Below are 17,193 nucleotides of genomic sequence, written 5' to 3'. Positions count from 1 at the left end.
TAACAAAAAGACACCAAAAACTGGCATCCAAAAAAACCACACCCCAACACGGGGCATCAAGGCATGGCAAAAAACAACAACAAAAACAAAACCACCAAACACACTATTGAGTTCTCAAACAACACCCCTTCGACCGCGCAACAAGCCCCGCGGCTCTTGGCCGCTTACTCGCTTGCGGACGACGAGGGATCCACCGAAGTGGTTTTCCCTCTGGGACATCGTCGCGCTCTGCGGCCTGGCCGCGTCGCAACGACTCGCCTAAGTTACGCGACAGGAAACGTGGAGTCAAACAACGTGCTAGACCGCGTGTTTCAGCTCGCGCAAGATCAGTTAACGCGCTCGACCCCGGCGATATTCCGCTTGCCGCGGCGCAAGACCAGCCAGCGTCCGTGCAGGAAGTCGGAACGTCGCGGCACCCAGTCCTCGTCGTCGATCTTGGTGTTGTTGACGGAGATGCCGCCCTCGGCGATCGTGCGTCGCGCTGCGCCCTTGCTCTGCGACAGCCCGCTGGCGACGAGCAGGTCGACGATCCCGTCCGGTGCACCGGGCCTCAACTCGGCCACGGAGGTCTCGCGTAGCGCGGCCGTCAGCGTGGACTCATCCAACCGGGTGAGCTCCCCGCGGCCGAACAACGCCTGGCTTGCATGCTCAACGGCCTCGGTAGCTTGCTCGCCGTGCACGAGCGTCGTGAGTTCACGGGCCAGCTGTCGTTGTGCCGCACGTTCCTGTGGCCGAGACGCTGTGGCCTCCTCCAGTTCGGCCAACTCGTCGGCCGACAGGAAGGTGAACCAGCGCAAGTACCGGATGACGTCGGCATCGCCGGTGTTGACGAAATACTGGTACCAGGCGTACGGAGTCGTCATCTCCGGGTCCAACCACACGTTGCCGCCGCCCGTGGATTTACCGAACTTCGTCCCGTCGCCCGCGGTCACCAGCGGAACCGTGAGGGCATGTACGGAGGCCGAGAGCTTCTGACGCACCAAACGCACCCCGGCGATGATGTTGCCCCACTGATCGGATCCGCCGATCTGCAGCAGACAGTGATGGCGCTGGTGAAGCTCGACGTAGTCGTTGGCCTGCAACAGCATGTAGCTGAACTCCGTGTAGGAGATCCCCTCGCCCTCCAGACGCCGCCGCACCGTGTCGCGGTCCAGCATGACGTTGACCGAGAAGTGCTTGCCGACGTCACGGAGCAACTCGATCGCCGACATCGCGCCAGTCCACTCGAGGTTGTTTTCGACGATCGCACCCGTCGGGGACCCGTCGAAATCGACGAAGCGTTCCAACTGTCCACGGATCCGCTCGGTCCACCCCTGGACGGTGTCGGCGGCGTTGAGCACCCGTTCACCAGTCTCGCTAGGGTCGCCGATCAAGCCGGTTGCGCCGCCGGCGAGAACGATAGGGCGGTGCCCGGCGCGCTGAAACCGCCGCAACGCCAGCAGCGGTACCAGGTGTCCGGCGTGCAGGCTGGGCGCGGTGGGATCGAATCCCGCGTACAGCGTGATCGGACCCCGGGCCGCCTCGGCGGCCAGCGCGTCAAGGTCGGTGGACTGTGCAATCAGTCCACGCCAGCGCAGCTCGTCGAGGATGCCAGACGAGCTGGAAGATTCAGCGTCCACAGTCAAAGATCTTCTCGCATCGACACGGTGCCGCGGCGGGCGACCGGACGGCGCGTCGGTTTAGTCGCTGGCACCGGGCGCCGGCGCTCGTGGGCTGCGCCGGTAGGCCGAAACCTCCGCCCGGCCCCGCAACCACAGCCGCCACCGCCGGTCGGCGGCTTGGCTGATGCCAACGCGCGGCCCCGACACTGAGTCGAGGGTGTCGTTGAGCCGCAGCCGCACTGGGCCGTCGCCGTCAAACAGGTCGATACCATTGTCGGCCATGGTGATTCCCAATGCCGAGCAGAGGTTCCCGGGCCCGCGCGCCATTGCGACGGTGCGGATGGACACACCGCGGCGGGATCGGGCGACGTCGAGCCCGGTCTCGATCGCAGCCGCCCTGAGCAGGACCGCGGCCGCAACGCCGTCAGGGCCGCACACCACGTTTGCGCACACATGGATGCCGTGGCTGCGGTAGGCGTAGAGCCGGCCCGGCGGTCCGAACATCACCGTGCTGCGACCGGTAGGACCGCGATACGAGTGCGCCGCGGCGTCCGGCCACGGACCGTCGGGCACCCCGCCATAGGCCTCTACCTCGACGATCGTGGCGGTGACGCCGCGACCAGTCAGGGTGGCGCCGACTAGTCGATGCGCCGCCCCAACCGGGTCGACCGCGAGTTGGTCAGCGCCCATCGGACAGATTCTGCCCGCGACCCTTGACAAGCCTGGCAGCAGGGGCGGATATTCATCGTATGATGACTTCATCGCGTGATGAATTATCCTCGAATGGTTACGAAGTAGCCGTCAACATCAGCCACTTGCGGGTGATTCGCGGCAAACGCCCTGCGCTGCATGACTTCTCGGTTCGCATCGCCCGCGGCAGCATTACCGGACTGCTCGGTCCGTCGGGCTGCGGGAAGACCACCCTGATTCGCTGCATTGTCGGCACCCAACTCATCGCTGCCGGCACGGTGCGGGTGCTCGGTCTACCCGCCGGGTCGGCATCTTTGCGCCACCGGATCGGATACCTGCCTCAGGACCCGACGATCTACAACGACCTGCGAATCGTCGACAACGTCCGCTATTTTGCGTCCCTCTACGGCTTCGACGGCCGCGCCGCCGACTCGGCGATTGATCGGGTGGGACTCAGCGATCACAGCACTGCCTATTGCGGCAATCTCTCCGGTGGTCAGCGCACCAGGGTGTCGCTGGCGTGTGCGCTGGTCTGCCAGCCCGAGTTGCTCGTTCTCGACGAACCGACAGTGGGGTTGGACCCCGTGCTGCGGGCAGACCTCTGGGAGCAGTTCACCGGCCTCGCGCGCGCCGGGACGACACTGCTGGTTTCCAGCCACGTGATGGATGAAGCCGACCATTGCGGTGACTTGTTGCTGATGCGCGACGGTCACCTGGTCACGCAGACCACACCGACCCAACTACGGGAGGACACCGGATGCACGTCACTGGAGGACGCGTTTCTGTCCATCATCAAGCGCAGCACCAAGCGCCGAGCCGGTTAGGACTGCAGGGGTCTCTGAAACCGTACGGCGCGACCACGTTACGGATCCTGCGGCAACTGGCCGCCGACCACCGCAGCATCGCGATGATACTGGTGGTGCCGGTTCTGGTTATCACGTTGATGTACTTCATGTTCCAGAACGCCCCGCACCATCCGGGCACACCATCGCCCTTCAACAACGCGTGCCTGATCCTGTTGGGCCTTTTCCCGCTCTTCGTGATGTTCATCATCACGGCGATAACGATGCAGCGGGAAAGGGCTTCGGGAACGTTGGAGCGCATCCTGACCACGCCGTTGCGCCGGCTCGACCTGCTGATCGCTTACGGGACGGCGTTTTCGGTCGCCGCAGCGGTGCAAGCCACCTTGGCTACCATCGTGTCGTTTTGGCTTCTCGGCTTCGACACCGCCGGCAGTCCCTTCTGGGTGTTCCTGATCGCGATCGTCAACGCGGTGCTCGGCGTGGGACTCGGATTATTGTGTAGTGCATTCGCGCGCACCGAGTTTCAGGCCGTGCAGTTCATTCCGCTGGTGATGGTGCCGCAGCTGTTGCTGGCCGGCATCATCGTTCCGCGAGCACTGATGCCGACCTGGCTGGAATGGATCAGCAACGCGATGCCAGCCAGCTATGCCCTGGAGGCTCTGCAGCAGGTCGGCGCGCACACCGAGCTGACCGGCATCGCGATACGAGACATATTGGTCGTATTGGGGTTTGCACTCGCGGCACTATGCCTGGCCGCCGCGACCCTTCGCCGACGGACACCTTAGCGTGACGGCCACCAACGCCGGGCGCAAGCGGCCCGGGCGTCCGGCGGGGACTTCGGACACCCGCGATCGAATTTTGGCCAACGCCCGAGTGCTGTTTGCCCGCAATGGTATTGCGAATACTTCGATACGTGCTGTGGCCGCGGCGGCGGACGTCGATTCAGCGTTGGTGCATCACTACTTCGGCACCAAGGAAAAGCTGTTCGCCGCCGCCGTTCACATCCAGATAGACCCGATGGACGTCATCGGCCCGTTGCGCCAAGTGCCCCTCGAGGAACTCGGCCACGCCATTCCGTCGATGTTGTTGCCGCTGTGGGACTCCGAAATCGGCGCCGGGTTCATCGCCACGCTGCGGTCGGTTATGGCCGGGTCGGAGGTCAACCTGTTCCGTTCGTTCATCCAGGACGTGATCGCCGTCGAAGTCGGGTCCCGCGTCGACAGTCCACCGGGCACCGGCATCATTCGGGTCCAGTTCGTCGCATCCCAACTGGTGGGCGTGCTGATGGCGCGCTACATCCTGGACCTGGAGCCGTTCAAGTCACTACCCGCGACCCAGATCATCGAGACCATCGCCCCGAACCTGCAGCGTTACCTCACTGGGGACTTGCCGGAGTGGCCCGCGCCATGAGCTGCGCATGCTCGTCGTCGCTGACCTCGATCGCCTCGTCGACCAGCAGCACCGGGATGCCGTCTTCGATACGGTAAGCACGCCGCAGCCGCGGGTTGTAGAGCAACTCCCGGTCATCTTTGCCGACCAGCAGCAGCGGGCCGCGGTCGGCCGGGCAGACCAGGATGCTCAGCAGTGTCTCGTCAACCATGTCTGCCTCGAATGTCAGTGCGCACCCGACAATTCCGTTCGTGCCGGGCCCGTCAACCGCCGGAACTGGTTGGCGTCAGCATCGAAATACCAGGCGTGCCGCCCCGCCTTGGGGATCCCCGCTGCCCGCAAGGGACTGACCGTCGGACGGTAACTGGCGCTCAGCGTCATCTCCGCCACCACATGCACGATGTCGGGTCCCAACCCGAACGGCATCGCTGCCACCGCTTCGGTGAGATCCGCCGCCGTGATGGTCGCACCCGGCCGTAACGTCACCGCCGTCACCGCGACTTGGTGGCCGTCCTTCGGCACTCCGTAGGTCACCGCGAGGTCAACCGCCGGAATGAGCCCGAGCGCGTCGGTGATCGGTTCGCAGAACACGATGCCGCGTTCGGTGCGGATCGTCGAACTGCGGCTGCCCACTAGCCAAAAGTCGCCGTCGGCGTCGCGGCGGAACAGATATTCAGTCGAGATCCAGGTGTCGGCGGGAGCGAAGACACCGCGTTTGACCGATGCGGTCGGATCGATCGGCCCACGCGGCTCGGCGAGCAGTACACCGACTTCGTTGGTTTCCGGTGCCCGGACCAACCCGCGCTCGGTTTCCAGGATCAGGTCATGCTCGGCGTCGTAGGCGCCCAGTTCTACGTGGCCGGCGCCGGGCAACGGCCGGCCCTGGCTGCCGATCTTGGCGCCGGACACGTTGGCCAGCACCGCGTGTCCGTCGGTGGTGGCGAAGAACTCGACCACATGCGCGGGCGCGAACACGTCGACGACGCGTTGCCACAGCCCGGTCGGCATACCCGAGCCGATGAACAACCGCACCGGGTGATTACCGTGCAGCGCGAAGCTCGGGTCGTCGATGACTTCGCGGAGCATGGCCCAGGTGTAGGAGACGACGGTGACGCCGTACTGGCGCACTTCGGCGACGAATCGGTCCGCGCGCAACCCGCGGGACAACGCGATGCGGGTGCCGCCGACCACTGCGCCGCCGAGGCTGACCAACAGCGCGGACTCGTGATGCAGCGGCGTCAGGCAGTACACGGTGTCGTTTCGGTCCAGGGCCGCAGTCGAGGCGGTTCCGAACGCCGACAGCGCCCAGCGGTAGTTGGTGATCTGCTTGGCGACCAGCTGTCGGCCCGCGGTGCTGAAGGCTATGAACGCCAGGTCCCGCGCATACCCCGGGTTGGCCCGATACCAGGCCGGGAGCTCGACGACATCGGGATCGATCTGTTCCATGTCGATGACGCCGGCGTCCTCGGGCAGATGCAGATCCCGGGACTCACCACCACCGAGCACCAGAATCTGTCCGTGCAATTGCCGCGCGGTCTCGAGGTTGGGCGGGTCGGTGATGATCTCGGTCACTCCCCCGAGTCGAACCGCAGCGGCCAGGTCGACGTCGGGCTTCAACAGCACCGCGACGGCGCCCAACCGCGACAGCGCGGCGATGGCCACCAGCGCGCTTGGCCGGGTTTCCATCAAGACGCCGACGTGTTCGCCCTGGCGCACCCCGACCTCGATGAGACCGCGTACGACGTTGTCGATGCGCCGGTTCACCGCCTCGTAGGTGTGCACGCGTCCGTCGAAGAGCAGAAATTCGCCGTTCGGCGCATCGTGAGCTTGTTCGCCGATGATCCGTCCGAGCGAGATCCGGGTGTGATCGTTGATCTGGCCCAGTCGGGCCAGTCGGGGCAAGGTTCGGGCGGTTTCGACGGCCAACGTGCGCATGGACTTGTTCGCTGCGACGACGGTGTCGGCTGCACCGCGCGCGAGTGTCAGGGCCACCTCCGATGCCTCGCCCAGTCCATGCATCAGCCGCGAACTGAGCGCGACGCCGCGGTCGGTGCGTTCGGCCGGCTGATCGGCCATCGGGAAGATGTCAGTGGGCTTGTCTCCGTCTCCCGAAATCCACAGCACCCAATCGGCAACAGTTGGCCAAGTCTCGTGTGCGGCTTTGGATCCAACGACCAGACCGAAGTGACCCGTGCGCAGGCTGTACTCGTATACCTCGGCGTGGGGCGCTGCGCGCCGGATACCGCGCACCGCGGCCGGCTGACCGATGTCGTCAACCTCGCCGACGAAAGCCAGCACGGGACAAGTGATATCGGTCAGCGTCACCAGCTGACCGTTGATGGCGAAACCGCCGGTCATCATCCGGTTGTGCGCGATGAACTGCTTCAGCAGCTCGGAGATCGCCGGGCCGGACCAGGCGATCCAGCCTTCCGACTCCAGGAATCTTCGTTGGGCTTCCCTCGGCAGCAGTGCCTCGCGATCGTGGAGCTGGCGCACAAAGTCGATTCGCGCTTTGGCAGTCTTGAGCGGGTCGAGCATTTGAAAGCCGGTGCGCGCCAACCAGCTTGGGATATCAAGCCGGTTGAAGACGTGGTCGGCCATGAAATTGGCGATACCCGGGGCCAAGTTGGGCGGAAGCCCCGTCGGCAGCGCCGCCAGGGTGTCTACCGGAGAGCCGAATGTCACAATGCTGGCGATGCTTTTCGAGCGCCGGTAGGCCGCCGCCTGGTAGGTGAACATTCCCCCCTGCGAATAGCCGGCCAGGTGCACATCCTGGCCAGTGATCTCTGCGGTCAGGTCAATCGCCTCGCTCAGCGCAACGATGTGGTCGGCCAGATTCCGGCGCATACCACCCTCGACCTGGTCGGGTGAGCCGAAGTCAATGACCCAGGGATCCAACCCGGCGGCGTGCAAGATGCCGACCGCCCCGTCCTCGCGGGTGACATCCCACATGTTCGCCGACATCATCATCGGGTGCACCAACAGCACCGGCGGGCCCGCCTGCGGGTGCCCCGGCCGACTGTCCGGTGGGAAGTACCGCCGAAGCTTGTACATCGGCACGCTCTCCACGACCTGAGACGGGGACGGAGAATTGCCGGTTTCCAGGCCCCCGAGTCGCAGGACTTCCAGGCCGTTCTGCGCCGTCGCGATCAGACGCTCAACCGGTCGCGTGACCGCCGAAAAACCCAGATCCATGTCACCGCTCCCTCCGAAACCGAGACGATCCAGTGCTGCTTGTGGGCCTGACAGCGTGCACATCATGGCACATCGCAGGGGGTGGGCCCGCGGCTTTGATCACGGTGCCAGGTCGCTCGCCAGCGTAGTCCGCCAGGCCGGTCGCTAGGGTCGGGGCGGTGGCACACCTGCTGGGCGCCGAAGCAGTGCACCTGGAGTACCCGACCCAGGTCGTCTTCACGTCAATGACCGTCGGGGTCGGCGACGGCGACCGCATCGGGATCGTGGGACGGAACGGGGACGGCAAATCGAGTTTGCTGGGTTTGCTCGCCGGCCGAGTGCGACCGGACTCCGGACGGGTGACGCGGCGCAGTGGGCTACGGGTCGGCGCGCTGAGCCAGGCGGACACCCTGGACCCGCACAGCACGGTGGGATGGACGCTGGTCGGCGCCCAGCCGGAGCACGAGTGGGCCGGTAACCCGCGCGTCCGCGACGTGGTCGGCGGCCTGGTCGCCGACATCGCCTGGGACGCCGCGATCGGCACACTCAGCGGTGGCCAGCGGCGCAGAGTCCAGCTGGCCGCGCTGCTGGTCGATGACTGGGACGTCATCGCGCTGGACGAGCCCACCAACCACCTCGACATCGAAGGCATCACCTGGCTCGCCGGTCACCTGCGCCAACGCTGGGCCCGCACCACCGGCGGGCTGCTGCTGGTGACCCACGACCGCTGGTTCCTCGACGAGGTGGCGACCACAACCTGGGAGGTGCACGACGGAATCGTCGAGCCGTTCGAGGGCGGCTACGCCGCTTACGTGTTGCAGCGAGTCGAGCGGGACCGGATCGCCGCCACCGGCGAAGCCAAGCGGCAGAACCTGATGCGCAAGGAACTGGCCTGGCTTCGCCGCGGGCCCCCTGCGCGCACCTCGAAACCGAAATTCCGGATCGATGCGGCCAATCAGCTGATCGCCGACGTGCCGCCGCTGCGCAACACCGTCGAGTTGGCGAAACTTGCCACCGCGCGACTCGGCAAGGACGTCGTCGACCTGCTCGACGTGTCCGTCTCGTTCGACGGCCGCCCCGTGTTGCGCGACGTCGAATGGCGAATCGGCCCGGGCGAACGCAGCGGCATCGTCGGGGCCAACGGCGCAGGCAAGTCCACCCTGCTCGGACTGATCGCCGGCGCCGTCCAGCCTGACAGCGGAAAAGTCAAGCGCGGCAAGACTGTTCAGTTGGCCATCCTCGACCAGCGCGGCGATGACTTGACGCCGCTGGCAGGCGACCGGGTCGCCGACGTGTTAGGCAGGCTGCGCACTGACTATCAGGTCAACGGCCGTGAGGTCACCGCGGCACAGTTGTTGGAACGGCTCGGCTTCGCCGGCGACCAGTTATCGGCGCGTGTCGGCGAACTCTCCGGCGGGCAACGCCGGCGGCTGCAGCTGATGCTCACACTGCTGGCCGAGCCCAATGTGCTGCTGCTCGACGAGCCCACCAACGATGTGGACACTGAGATGCTGGCCGCCACCGAAGACCTGCTCGACTCCTGGCCGGGCACATTGATCGTCGTCTCACACGACCGCTACCTGCTGGAGCGCGTCACCGATCAGCAGTACGCGATTCTGGACGGCCGGCTGCGACACCTACCCGGTGGTGTCGACGAGTACCTGCGGCTCGCCGCGCAGGCGGCCCCACAGCGTGCCGCGGCCCCGGCCACCAGCGCCTCTCGGCCGCAGGCGATTTCGGGAGCCGAGTTGCGTGCCACCGAAAAGGAGATCGCCGCGATCGACCGCAGGCTGGCGCGGCTGGCCGACCAGATCGCGGCCAAGCACCAGGAACTCGCCGAGCATGACCAGTCCGACCATGTCGGCATTACCCGGCTCACTCAGGAGTTACGCGGCTTCGAAGACGATGTTGCCGGGCTGGAGAACCGTTGGCTGGAACTTTCCGAAGTGCTCGAGTGAGCTAATCAGCCGAACCGTCACCGCGACGTGGTGTACCAGTCGCGACCTGCTCGACGTCAACGGTCAAGCCGGGCCAGGGCCGCAGCGCGGCGAAGTTGCGTGCCTCGATCCGCTGAGGGGGCAGGCGCAGCGTGGTCCTGGCGATCAGCCGAGCCAACATCACCGTCATCTCGGTGGTGGCCATTGCCGATCCGACACAGCGATGCAGGCCCCCGCTGAACGGGATGAACTCGTGAGGCGCTGGGCGCCGATAAAGCGGCGACGCAGAGTCCCACCGTTCAGGACGAAACTCTTCGGGTTCAGCCCAAACGTCGCTGACTCGGTGGGTGACATACGCGCTGAAAATCAGCGTTCGCCCAGCCCGAATCCGGTGCCCGTCAAACTGGAGGTCACGTTTGACCTTGCGGGCCGAGATCACCCCCGGGGAATACAGCCGTAGCGTCTCCTGGACTACTCCGTTGAGGTAAGTCAGGGCCCCAAGGTTCTCAGCGGTCGGTGGCCCGGTGCCCAAGACCCGGCCAACCTCGGCCGCGGCAGTGTCCCAGGCGCCCGGAACGTTCAGCAGTGCGTAGATGGCCCACGCCATCGCGCCGCTGGTGGTTTCGTAGCCGGCGGCGAGCAGCGAAACGACTTGATCGCGAATTTCATTGCGGGTCAATGGCTGCCCGTCATCGGGGCGGCCGCTGATCAGCGTGGTCAGCAGGTGGTCGTCGGGCTTGGGATGGATGCGTGCGTCGGCGACCTGGCGGTCCACAAAGTCGTCGATACCAGCCCGTGCCGCCATCGCCCGGCGCCACCCCGGTGAACCGATCCACTCCTGGATGCGCGTCACCTGCGGTGGCCGATACGTCAGCGCAAGCAGGGGTTGAAGTTGTTCACCGAGAAAGTCGGCATGCTCGGCGATACGACTGCCGAAAAGGCATTCGGCGATGCTGCGCCGCACCGCCGGACGTAATGAGTCATAGATGTCGATTCGCTGCCCCGGCTGCCAACGATCAATGACCGCGTCAGCGTTGGCGGCGATGATCGGCACGTACTCGCCGACCTGTCGGTGATGGAGGGCGGGCGCGACGGCACTGCGCCGGCGACGGTGGTCGGCTCCGTCACTGACCACCAATGCTGTCGGACCGTCGACCGGGACCAGAACCTGAAATGCTTCCTGCCAACTGAACGCGTCGGCATTGGCGAAGACGAACTTGTTCGCCTCCGGTCCAAGCAGAAGCGTGTAGCCCAGCCCCGCGAGCCCGGCGTTGATCACCGGGCCGCGGCGACGATACAGCGCCAGCAATACATCGCCCGGCGGGTACCGTATCGGCCAGCGCGTTCGATCCCGCATGCGGGCCAACCTAGCGGCTCAGCTGTTGCCGAAGTCGTTCGGCGGCAGCGTGAACCGCCTCAAGCTGCACGGCGACCCGGCGCGGCGCGGTGCCGCCGCGCGCGTCGCGTGACGACACCGAACCCTCGATGGTGAGCACTTCTCGCACCTCTGGAGTCAAGTCGCTGCTGATGGCCACCAGCTCGTCGTTGGTCAACTCCTCCAGCCCGACCCCGCGCTCTTCGGCGACCCGCACAGCCGCCCCGGCCGACTCATGGGCGTGCCGGAACGGCACGCCTTGGCGCACCAGCCATTCGGCGATATCAGTGGCCAGGGTGTATCCGGCCGGAGCGAGCGCCGCCATCCGCTCGGTGTCGAACGTCAGGCTGCTCACCAGTCCAGCCATCGCAGGCAGCAGCAGCTCCAATTGCGCAGCCGAGTCGAACACCGGCTCTTTGTCTTCCTGCAGGTCCCGGTTGTACGCCAGCGGCTGAGCCTTCAACGTCGCCAGCAGCCCGGCGAGGTTTCCGATCAACCGGCCCGACTTACCGCGAGCCAGCTCGGCGATGTCGGGGTTCTTTTTCTGCGGCATGATCGAGCTGCCGGTCGACCACGAGTCGTGCAAAGTCACGTAGCCGAATTCGGTTGAGCTCCAGATGATGATGTCCTCGGCCAAGCGCGATAGGTCGACGGCGATCATCGCGAAAACGAATGCCGCCTCTGCGGCGAAATCTCTTGCCGCAGTGGCGTCGACAGAGTTCTCGGCTGCCGTTGCGAAGCCGAGCTGTTCGGCGATCGCGTCCGGGTCGAGCCCTAGCGACGAGCCGGCGAGTGCGCCGGAACCGTAGGGGGACACAGCGGTGCGCTCGTCGAGGTCGACGATCCGGTCGACATCACGCAGCAGCGGATGGGCGTGCGCGAGCAGATGGTGTGCCAGCAGGATCGGCTGCGCGGACTGCAGGTGCGTCTTGCCGGGCATGATGGCGCTCGGGTGGGCGGCGGCCTGGGCGGCCAGTGCGCCGACAACATCGAGCGCACCAGCGGCCACTCGCCGTATTGCGTCCCGCAGCCACATCCGAAACAGGGTGGCCACCTGGTCGTTTCGCGAGCGGCCGGCCCGCAGCCGGCCACCCAGGTCGGGCCCCACCCGGTCGATCAGTCCGCGTTCCAGAGCGGCGTGCACGTCCTCGTCAGTGACCAAGGGGCCGAAGCTGCCGTCGGCGACGTCCTCGGCGAGGCTGTCCAGCCCGGCCAGCAGCCCGTCGCGCTGCTCTTCGGTGAGCAACCCGGCCTGGAACAGCACCACGGTGTGTGCCCTGGATGCGGTGATGTCGTAGGGTGCGAGCACCCAGTCGAAGTGGGTGGATCTGCTCAACGCGGCCAGCGCATCGGACGGGCCGTCGGCGAACCTCCCGCCCCACAGCGATCCTTCGTTGGTGGTCATGTTTGGTCGGCGGCGCGATCTCGTCGCGCGGCCAGCTTCGACGACAGGCCGTGGATCTGCACGAAACCGCGCGCGGCGGACTGATCGAAGGTGTCACCCTCGTCGTAGGTGGCGAGGTTGAAGTCGTAGAGCGACTGCGCGCCGCGCCGGCCGTTGACCGCAATGTGACCGCCGTGCAGCACCATCCGGACCTCGCCGGACACGTGCTGCTGGGTCTTGTCGACGAAGGTCTCCAAGGCGGTCTTCAGCGGCGAATACCACAGTCCGTCGTACACCAGCTCAGCCCAGCGCTGGTCGGTCTGGCGTTTGAACCGTCCGAGGTCACGCTCCAACGTGACGTGTTCAAGCTCGGTGTGCGCGGTGATGAGCACCATCGCCCCCGGGGCTTCGTAGATCTCACGGCTCTTGATCCCCACCAGGCGATCCTCGACGACATCGAGCCGGCCAACCCCCTGTGCGCCGGCCCGTTGGTTGAGTTCCTCGATGGCCTGCAGCACCGACACCGGCCTGCCGTCGATGGACACCGGAACACCGCGCTCGAACCCGACGATCACCTCGTCGGGGGTGTTCCAGTTGACGGTGGGGTCTTCGGTGTAGGCGTAGACGTCCTTGGTCGGCGCATTCCACAGGTGTTCCAGGAAACCGGTTTCCACCGCCCGCCCCCATACGTTCTGGTCGATCGAGAACGGCGAGCGTTTGGTGACATTGATCGGTATCGCGTTTTCTTCGGCGAAAGCGATGGCCTTCTCCCGGGTCCACGCGTAGTCACGGACCGGCGCGAGTACCTCCAAATCCGGTGCCAGCGAAGCGAATCCGACCTCGAATCGGACTTGGTCGTTGCCTTTACCGGTACAGCCGTGCGCGACGATGCTTCCGCCGTGCTCGCGAGCCGCCGCGACGAGATGCTTGACGATGAGCGGCCGGCTGATCGCCGACACCAGCGGGTAGCGATCCATGTAGAGACCGTTGGACAAGATGGTTGGCAGGCAGTATTCGTCTGCGAACTCATCGCGGGCGTCGACGACGACTGCTTCGACCGCGCCGCAGTCCAGCGCTCGCTGGCGCACCACCTCCATGTCCTCACCGCCCTGGCCCAGATCAATCGCGACCGCGACGACCTCCTGGCCGGTCTCCTTGCCGATCCAGCTGATCGCCACCGAGGTGTCCAAACCGCCGGAATACGCCAAGATGACGCGCTCGGACATGAATCGATCTCCTTGTTTCGCCGGTTATGTGAGGTCTTGGATCACGGTTGCAAGCTCTGCGCCGGTCATCGGCTCGCGGGCCGCCACGAAGATGGTGTCATCCCCGGCGATGGTTCCGACGACATAGGGCAGGGCTGCCCGGTCGATGGCACTGGCCAGGTAGTCGGCCGCGCCGGGCGGGGTGCGCAGCACGGCGAGGTTTGCGCTGGCGTCGGTGGAGACCAGCAATTCGCTCAGCAGCCGCGACAGGCGCGCGGTGCCGCCGGATACCCCGCGCAGCGGGCTGCCGTCCTCGGGCACCACGTAGACGCCAACCCCGCCGTCGGCGCCGCGCAGCTTCACCGCGCCTAGCTCCTCCAGGTCCCGCGACAGCGTGGCCTGCGTGACCTCGATACCGTCGGCGGCGAGCAGCGCGGCCAGCTCGCTTTGACTGCGCACCTCAGCCGACGACAGGGTCGCCACGATGCGGGCCTGCCGGACGGCACGGGTGACTTCGGACGTGGTCTTTGAACCGCTGCGCGTCATTTCGACCGCTCCAAAAGCCACACCAACAGCGCCTTTTGCGCATGCAGCCGATTCTCGGCCTCGTCCCAGACCGCGCTGTGCGGCCCGTCGATCACGTCGTCGGTGATCTCGTGACCTCGGTGCGCCGGAAGACAATGCAGCACAATGGCTTCCGAGCTAGCTAAGGCAACCAATTCGGCGTTCAGCTGAAAAGGACGAAACGGCCGAACCCGGTCCAGCCCGTCGTCCTCCTGACCCATCGACGTCCAGGTGTCGGTGACCAGCACGTCGGCGCCTGAGGCGGCAGCGGCGGGGTCTGCGGTGACCGTCACCGACGCGCCGGTATCCGCGGCACGCCGCTGGGCGGCCGCGAGTACTGATCGATCGGGGCCAAACCCGTTGGGAGCGGCGATCGTCACGTTGATGCCGGCGGTGACTCCGCCCAGCAGCACTGAGTGAGCCATGTTGTTGGCGCCATCACCGAAGTACGACATCCGCAAGCCGCGCAGCGATCCGGTGCGTTCGGCGACGGTCTGCAGATCGGCAAGCACCTGGCAGGGGTGGAATTGGTCGGACAGCGCGTTGACGATCGGCACCGTCGCGGTTTCGGCCATCGCGGTCAGACGGGCCTGTCCGTAGGTCCGCCATACGATGGCATCGACGTAGCGGGACAACACTTTCGCGGTGTCCTGCAGCGTTTCTTCCCGGCCCAGCTGGGTGCTGCGGCCGTCGACCACCACGGCATGCCCGCCGAGCTGGGCGATACCCACCTCGAACGAAAACCGGGTACGGGTGGAGTTCTTGTCGAAGATCACGGCGACGCCACGCGGGCCGTCCAGCGGGCGCTGGCTGAACGGATCCTTTTTCAGTTCGGCGGCCAGCGCAAGCACTTCGGCCTGTTCATCGGGCGACAGGTCGTCGTCGCGCAGGAAGTGTCGTGTCATCACTTGTTTTCCTCCCCGCCTGCGGCGGCTAGGTCCAGGATGCCCGGTAGCGCGGTCACGAAGGTGTCGATCTGGTGTTCTGTGATGATCAGCGGCGGCGCCAATCGAATGACATTGGATGCGGCGGCGTTGACCAGGAAACCGGCGGCGCGAGAGGCGATCTCGGCATCCTTGGCGGCCGGGGCACTCAGCACCACGCCGCACAGCAAACCACGGCCGCGAACCTGGTCGATCAACGGGTGACCAACCGACTCAATGCCCTGACGCAACGTTTTTCCAAGAACTTCGGCGCGTCTCACCAGGTCTTCGCTCGCCAGTACGCGCAGCACGGCCAGTGCCGCCGCCGCGCAGATTGGGTTGCCGCCGAAGGTGCTGCCATGCAGACCGGGTGTGAGCAGTCGCGCGGCCGGGCCGACCGCCAGGCATGCCCCGATGGGCAGTCCACCTCCGAGACCTTTGGCCAGGGTCACGACGTCGGGGGCGATGCCGTCGTGCTGGTGGGCGAAAAACGTACCGGTGCGTCCCATCCCGGTCTGCACCTCGTCGAGAACAAGCAGGGCGCCATGTCGGGCGGTGACGTCGCGGGCGGCGGCGAGGTAGCCGTCGGGGGGCACGACGACACCGCTCTCCCCCATGATCGGCTCCAGGAAGACCGCGGCGGTGTCGCCGCCGACCGCAGCGACCAGGGCGTCGGTGTCGCCGTAGGGCACGTGGGTGACGTCACCAGGCAGCGGCGCGAACGGCGCCTGCTTGGCCGGTTGACCGGTCAGTGCCAATGAACCCATCGTTCGGCCATGGAAAGCTTCTTCGGCCGCAACCAGTTTCGTCCGTCCGGTCAGCCGGGACAATTTGAACGCCAACTCGTTGGCCTCGGTGCCGGAGTTACAGAAGAAAACCCGGGTCTCGCCCTCGGCGCCGAGCAAGCCGACCAGCGCTTCGGCCAGCGCTACGCCGGGTTCGGCCGCATACAGGTTAGAGGTGTGTCCCAGCGTCGACATTTGTCGTGTGACGGCGTCGATCACGGCGGGGTGACGATGCCCCAGGATGTTGACAGCGATGCCGCCGAGCAGGTCGAGGTAGGACTTTCCGTCCACATCGGTGACCACGGCACCATCGCCGCTGGCCAATGCCACCGGCGGGACGCCGTAGTTGTCCATCATCACCGCGGACCAGCGCTGCTGCATCGTTTGGGTCTCGGTCATCGGCGCCGCTCCTCCTCATCGCTGCGCTCTGCATCGTCGCCGGCGCGCGTCACGCGCTCACCACCTTCGTGCCGGTGCCCTCGTCAGTGAGCAATTCGACCAGCACGCAATGCTCGACGCGGCCATCGATGATATGCGCGCTGGGCACGCCGCTGTCGACGGCGCGCAGACATGCCTCGATCTTGGGGATCATCCCGGTCTCCAACGTCGGCAGCAGCTGCGTCAGTGTGGCGGTGTCGATTTCGCTGACCAGTGAATCGCGGTCGGGCCACCGGGTGTACAGGCCTTCGATATCGGTCAGCATCAGCAGCTTTTCGGCGCCCAGCGCTTCGGCCAGCGCCGCCGCCGCGGTGTCGGCGTTGATGTTGTAGACCACGCCGTCGACGTCGGGCGCCAGCGTCGACACCACCGGAATCCGTTTGGCTGCAATCAGATCCAGTACCACCGCCGCGTTCACGTAAGCGACGTTGCCGACCAGGCCGATTTCGGTGTCGACACCGTCGACGGTGACGCTGCGCCGCACCGCAGTGAACAGGTTGGCGTCTTCGCCGGTGATCCCGACCGCGTACGGACCGTGGACGTTGATCAGGTTGACCAGCTCACGGCCGACTTGGCCGAACAACACCATCCGCGCCACGTCGAGCACTTCCGGTGTGGTGAACCGGAATCCGCCCTTGAACTCGCCGGCAATGCCGAGCCGCTCCAACATGGCGCTGATCTGAGGCCCGCCGCCGTGCACCACCACGGGGTGAATGCCGCAATTACGCAGAAACGCCATGTCGGCGGCGAACTCACGCCGCAGGGTGTCGTTGGTCATGGCGTTGCCGCCGTATTTGACGACGACGATTTTGCCGTGCAGTTGGGTGAGCCACGGCAAAGCCTCGGCCAATATCTGGGCCTTTGCCTGGGTGGACAACGCGCCGGCGGTCATGACCGCCGCCGACGATGCAGAGCGGAGCGATGA

Annotated in this window: 15 protein-coding genes; 4 read left to right on the top strand and 11 right to left on the bottom strand. The window is 65.9% G+C overall.

Annotated elements, in window-relative coordinates:
* Positions 1–326 precede the first annotated feature (326 nt).
* A complete protein-coding gene (gene tyrS, locus ACLQI9_RS25550) occupies positions 327–1,619 on the bottom strand; it encodes a tyrosine--tRNA ligase (protein ID WP_442380242.1) in 1,293 nt (430 codons plus the stop codon).
* 60 nt (positions 1,620–1,679) lie between these two features.
* Entirely contained in the window at positions 1,680–2,291 is a 612-nt protein-coding gene (locus ACLQI9_RS25545) for a DNA-3-methyladenine glycosylase (protein ID WP_442380240.1), read from the bottom strand.
* Positions 2,292–2,350: 59 nt separating this feature from the next.
* On the opposite strand from ACLQI9_RS25545, the gene ACLQI9_RS25540 reads away from it, so the two are divergent.
* From ACLQI9_RS25540 to ACLQI9_RS25530, 3 genes are read left to right on the top strand one after another with little or no spacing between them, the layout of a single operon-like run.
* Positions 2,351–3,115: an ABC transporter ATP-binding protein gene (locus ACLQI9_RS25540; RefSeq protein ID WP_442380238.1), complete on the top strand. Its 765-nt coding sequence runs from the start codon at positions 2,351–2,353 to the stop codon at positions 3,113–3,115.
* Positions 3,116–3,129: 14 nt separating this feature from the next.
* Positions 3,130–3,879, top strand: a complete 750-nt coding sequence (locus tag ACLQI9_RS25535; RefSeq protein ID WP_442380255.1) for an ABC transporter permease — start codon at positions 3,130–3,132, stop codon at positions 3,877–3,879.
* 1 nt (position 3,880) lies between these two features.
* Complete coding sequence (locus ACLQI9_RS25530; RefSeq protein WP_442380236.1) at positions 3,881–4,504, top strand: TetR/AcrR family transcriptional regulator; 624 nt, start codon at positions 3,881–3,883, stop codon at positions 4,502–4,504.
* Here the strand turns inward: ACLQI9_RS25530 and ACLQI9_RS25525 are convergent.
* The gene (locus ACLQI9_RS25525; RefSeq protein WP_442380234.1) at positions 4,470–4,694 is read right to left on the bottom strand and encodes a Trm112 family protein; all 225 of its coding nucleotides are present in this window, start codon (positions 4,692–4,694) and stop codon (positions 4,470–4,472) included. The two genes, ACLQI9_RS25530 and ACLQI9_RS25525, sit on opposite strands and share 35 nt — an antisense overlap.
* A gap of 14 nt (positions 4,695–4,708) precedes the next feature.
* Positions 4,709–7,678, bottom strand: a complete 2,970-nt coding sequence (locus tag ACLQI9_RS25520; protein WP_442380233.1) for an acyl-CoA synthetase — start codon at positions 7,676–7,678, stop codon at positions 4,709–4,711.
* Positions 7,679–7,836: 158 nt separating this feature from the next.
* On the opposite strand from ACLQI9_RS25520, the gene ACLQI9_RS25515 reads away from it, so the two are divergent.
* Positions 7,837–9,615 (top strand): ABC-F family ATP-binding cassette domain-containing protein, encoded by a 1,779-nt coding sequence (locus ACLQI9_RS25515; protein WP_442380232.1) that lies wholly within the window; start codon positions 7,837–7,839, stop codon positions 9,613–9,615.
* A gap of 1 nt (position 9,616) precedes the next feature.
* Here the strand turns inward: ACLQI9_RS25515 and ACLQI9_RS25510 are convergent, their stop codons facing one another.
* From ACLQI9_RS25510 to argB, 7 genes are read right to left on the bottom strand one after another with little or no spacing between them, the layout of a single operon-like run.
* Positions 9,617–10,927, bottom strand: coding sequence for a cytochrome P450 (locus ACLQI9_RS25510; RefSeq protein ID WP_442380253.1), 1,311 nt, complete (start codon positions 10,925–10,927; stop codon positions 9,617–9,619).
* Positions 10,928–10,961: 34 nt separating this feature from the next.
* Positions 10,962–12,374 (bottom strand): argininosuccinate lyase, encoded by a 1,413-nt coding sequence (gene argH / locus ACLQI9_RS25505; RefSeq protein ID WP_442380230.1) that lies wholly within the window; start codon positions 12,372–12,374, stop codon positions 10,962–10,964.
* Positions 12,371–13,579: an argininosuccinate synthase gene (locus ACLQI9_RS25500; RefSeq protein ID WP_442380228.1), complete on the bottom strand. Its 1,209-nt coding sequence runs from the start codon at positions 13,577–13,579 to the stop codon at positions 12,371–12,373. The genes argH and ACLQI9_RS25500 overlap by 4 nt, the downstream gene beginning before the upstream one ends.
* 24 nt (positions 13,580–13,603) lie before the next feature.
* Positions 13,604–14,104 (bottom strand): arginine repressor, encoded by a 501-nt coding sequence (locus ACLQI9_RS25495; protein WP_442380227.1) that lies wholly within the window; start codon positions 14,102–14,104, stop codon positions 13,604–13,606.
* Complete coding sequence (argF, locus tag ACLQI9_RS25490; protein ID WP_442380225.1) at positions 14,101–15,027, bottom strand: ornithine carbamoyltransferase; 927 nt, start codon at positions 15,025–15,027, stop codon at positions 14,101–14,103. Before argF ends, ACLQI9_RS25495 begins: the two co-directional genes overlap by 4 nt.
* The gene (locus ACLQI9_RS25485; RefSeq protein WP_442380223.1) at positions 15,027–16,229 is read right to left on the bottom strand and encodes an acetylornithine transaminase; all 1,203 of its coding nucleotides are present in this window, start codon (positions 16,227–16,229) and stop codon (positions 15,027–15,029) included. The genes argF and ACLQI9_RS25485 overlap by 1 nt, the downstream gene beginning before the upstream one ends.
* A 49-nt stretch (positions 16,230–16,278) precedes the next feature.
* On the bottom strand, positions 16,279–17,160 hold the full coding sequence (argB, locus tag ACLQI9_RS25480) for an acetylglutamate kinase (RefSeq protein WP_442380221.1): 882 nt from the start codon (positions 17,158–17,160) through the stop codon (positions 16,279–16,281).
* Positions 17,161–17,193 lie beyond the last annotated feature (33 nt).

Origin of the sequence: Mycobacterium sp., assembly GCF_052143115.1 — a bacterium.
Lineage (GTDB): Bacteria > Actinomycetota > Actinomycetes > Mycobacteriales > Mycobacteriaceae > Mycobacterium.
Note: the sequence above shows the minus strand (reverse complement) of the source record. Positions and strands in the feature narration are given on the sequence as shown.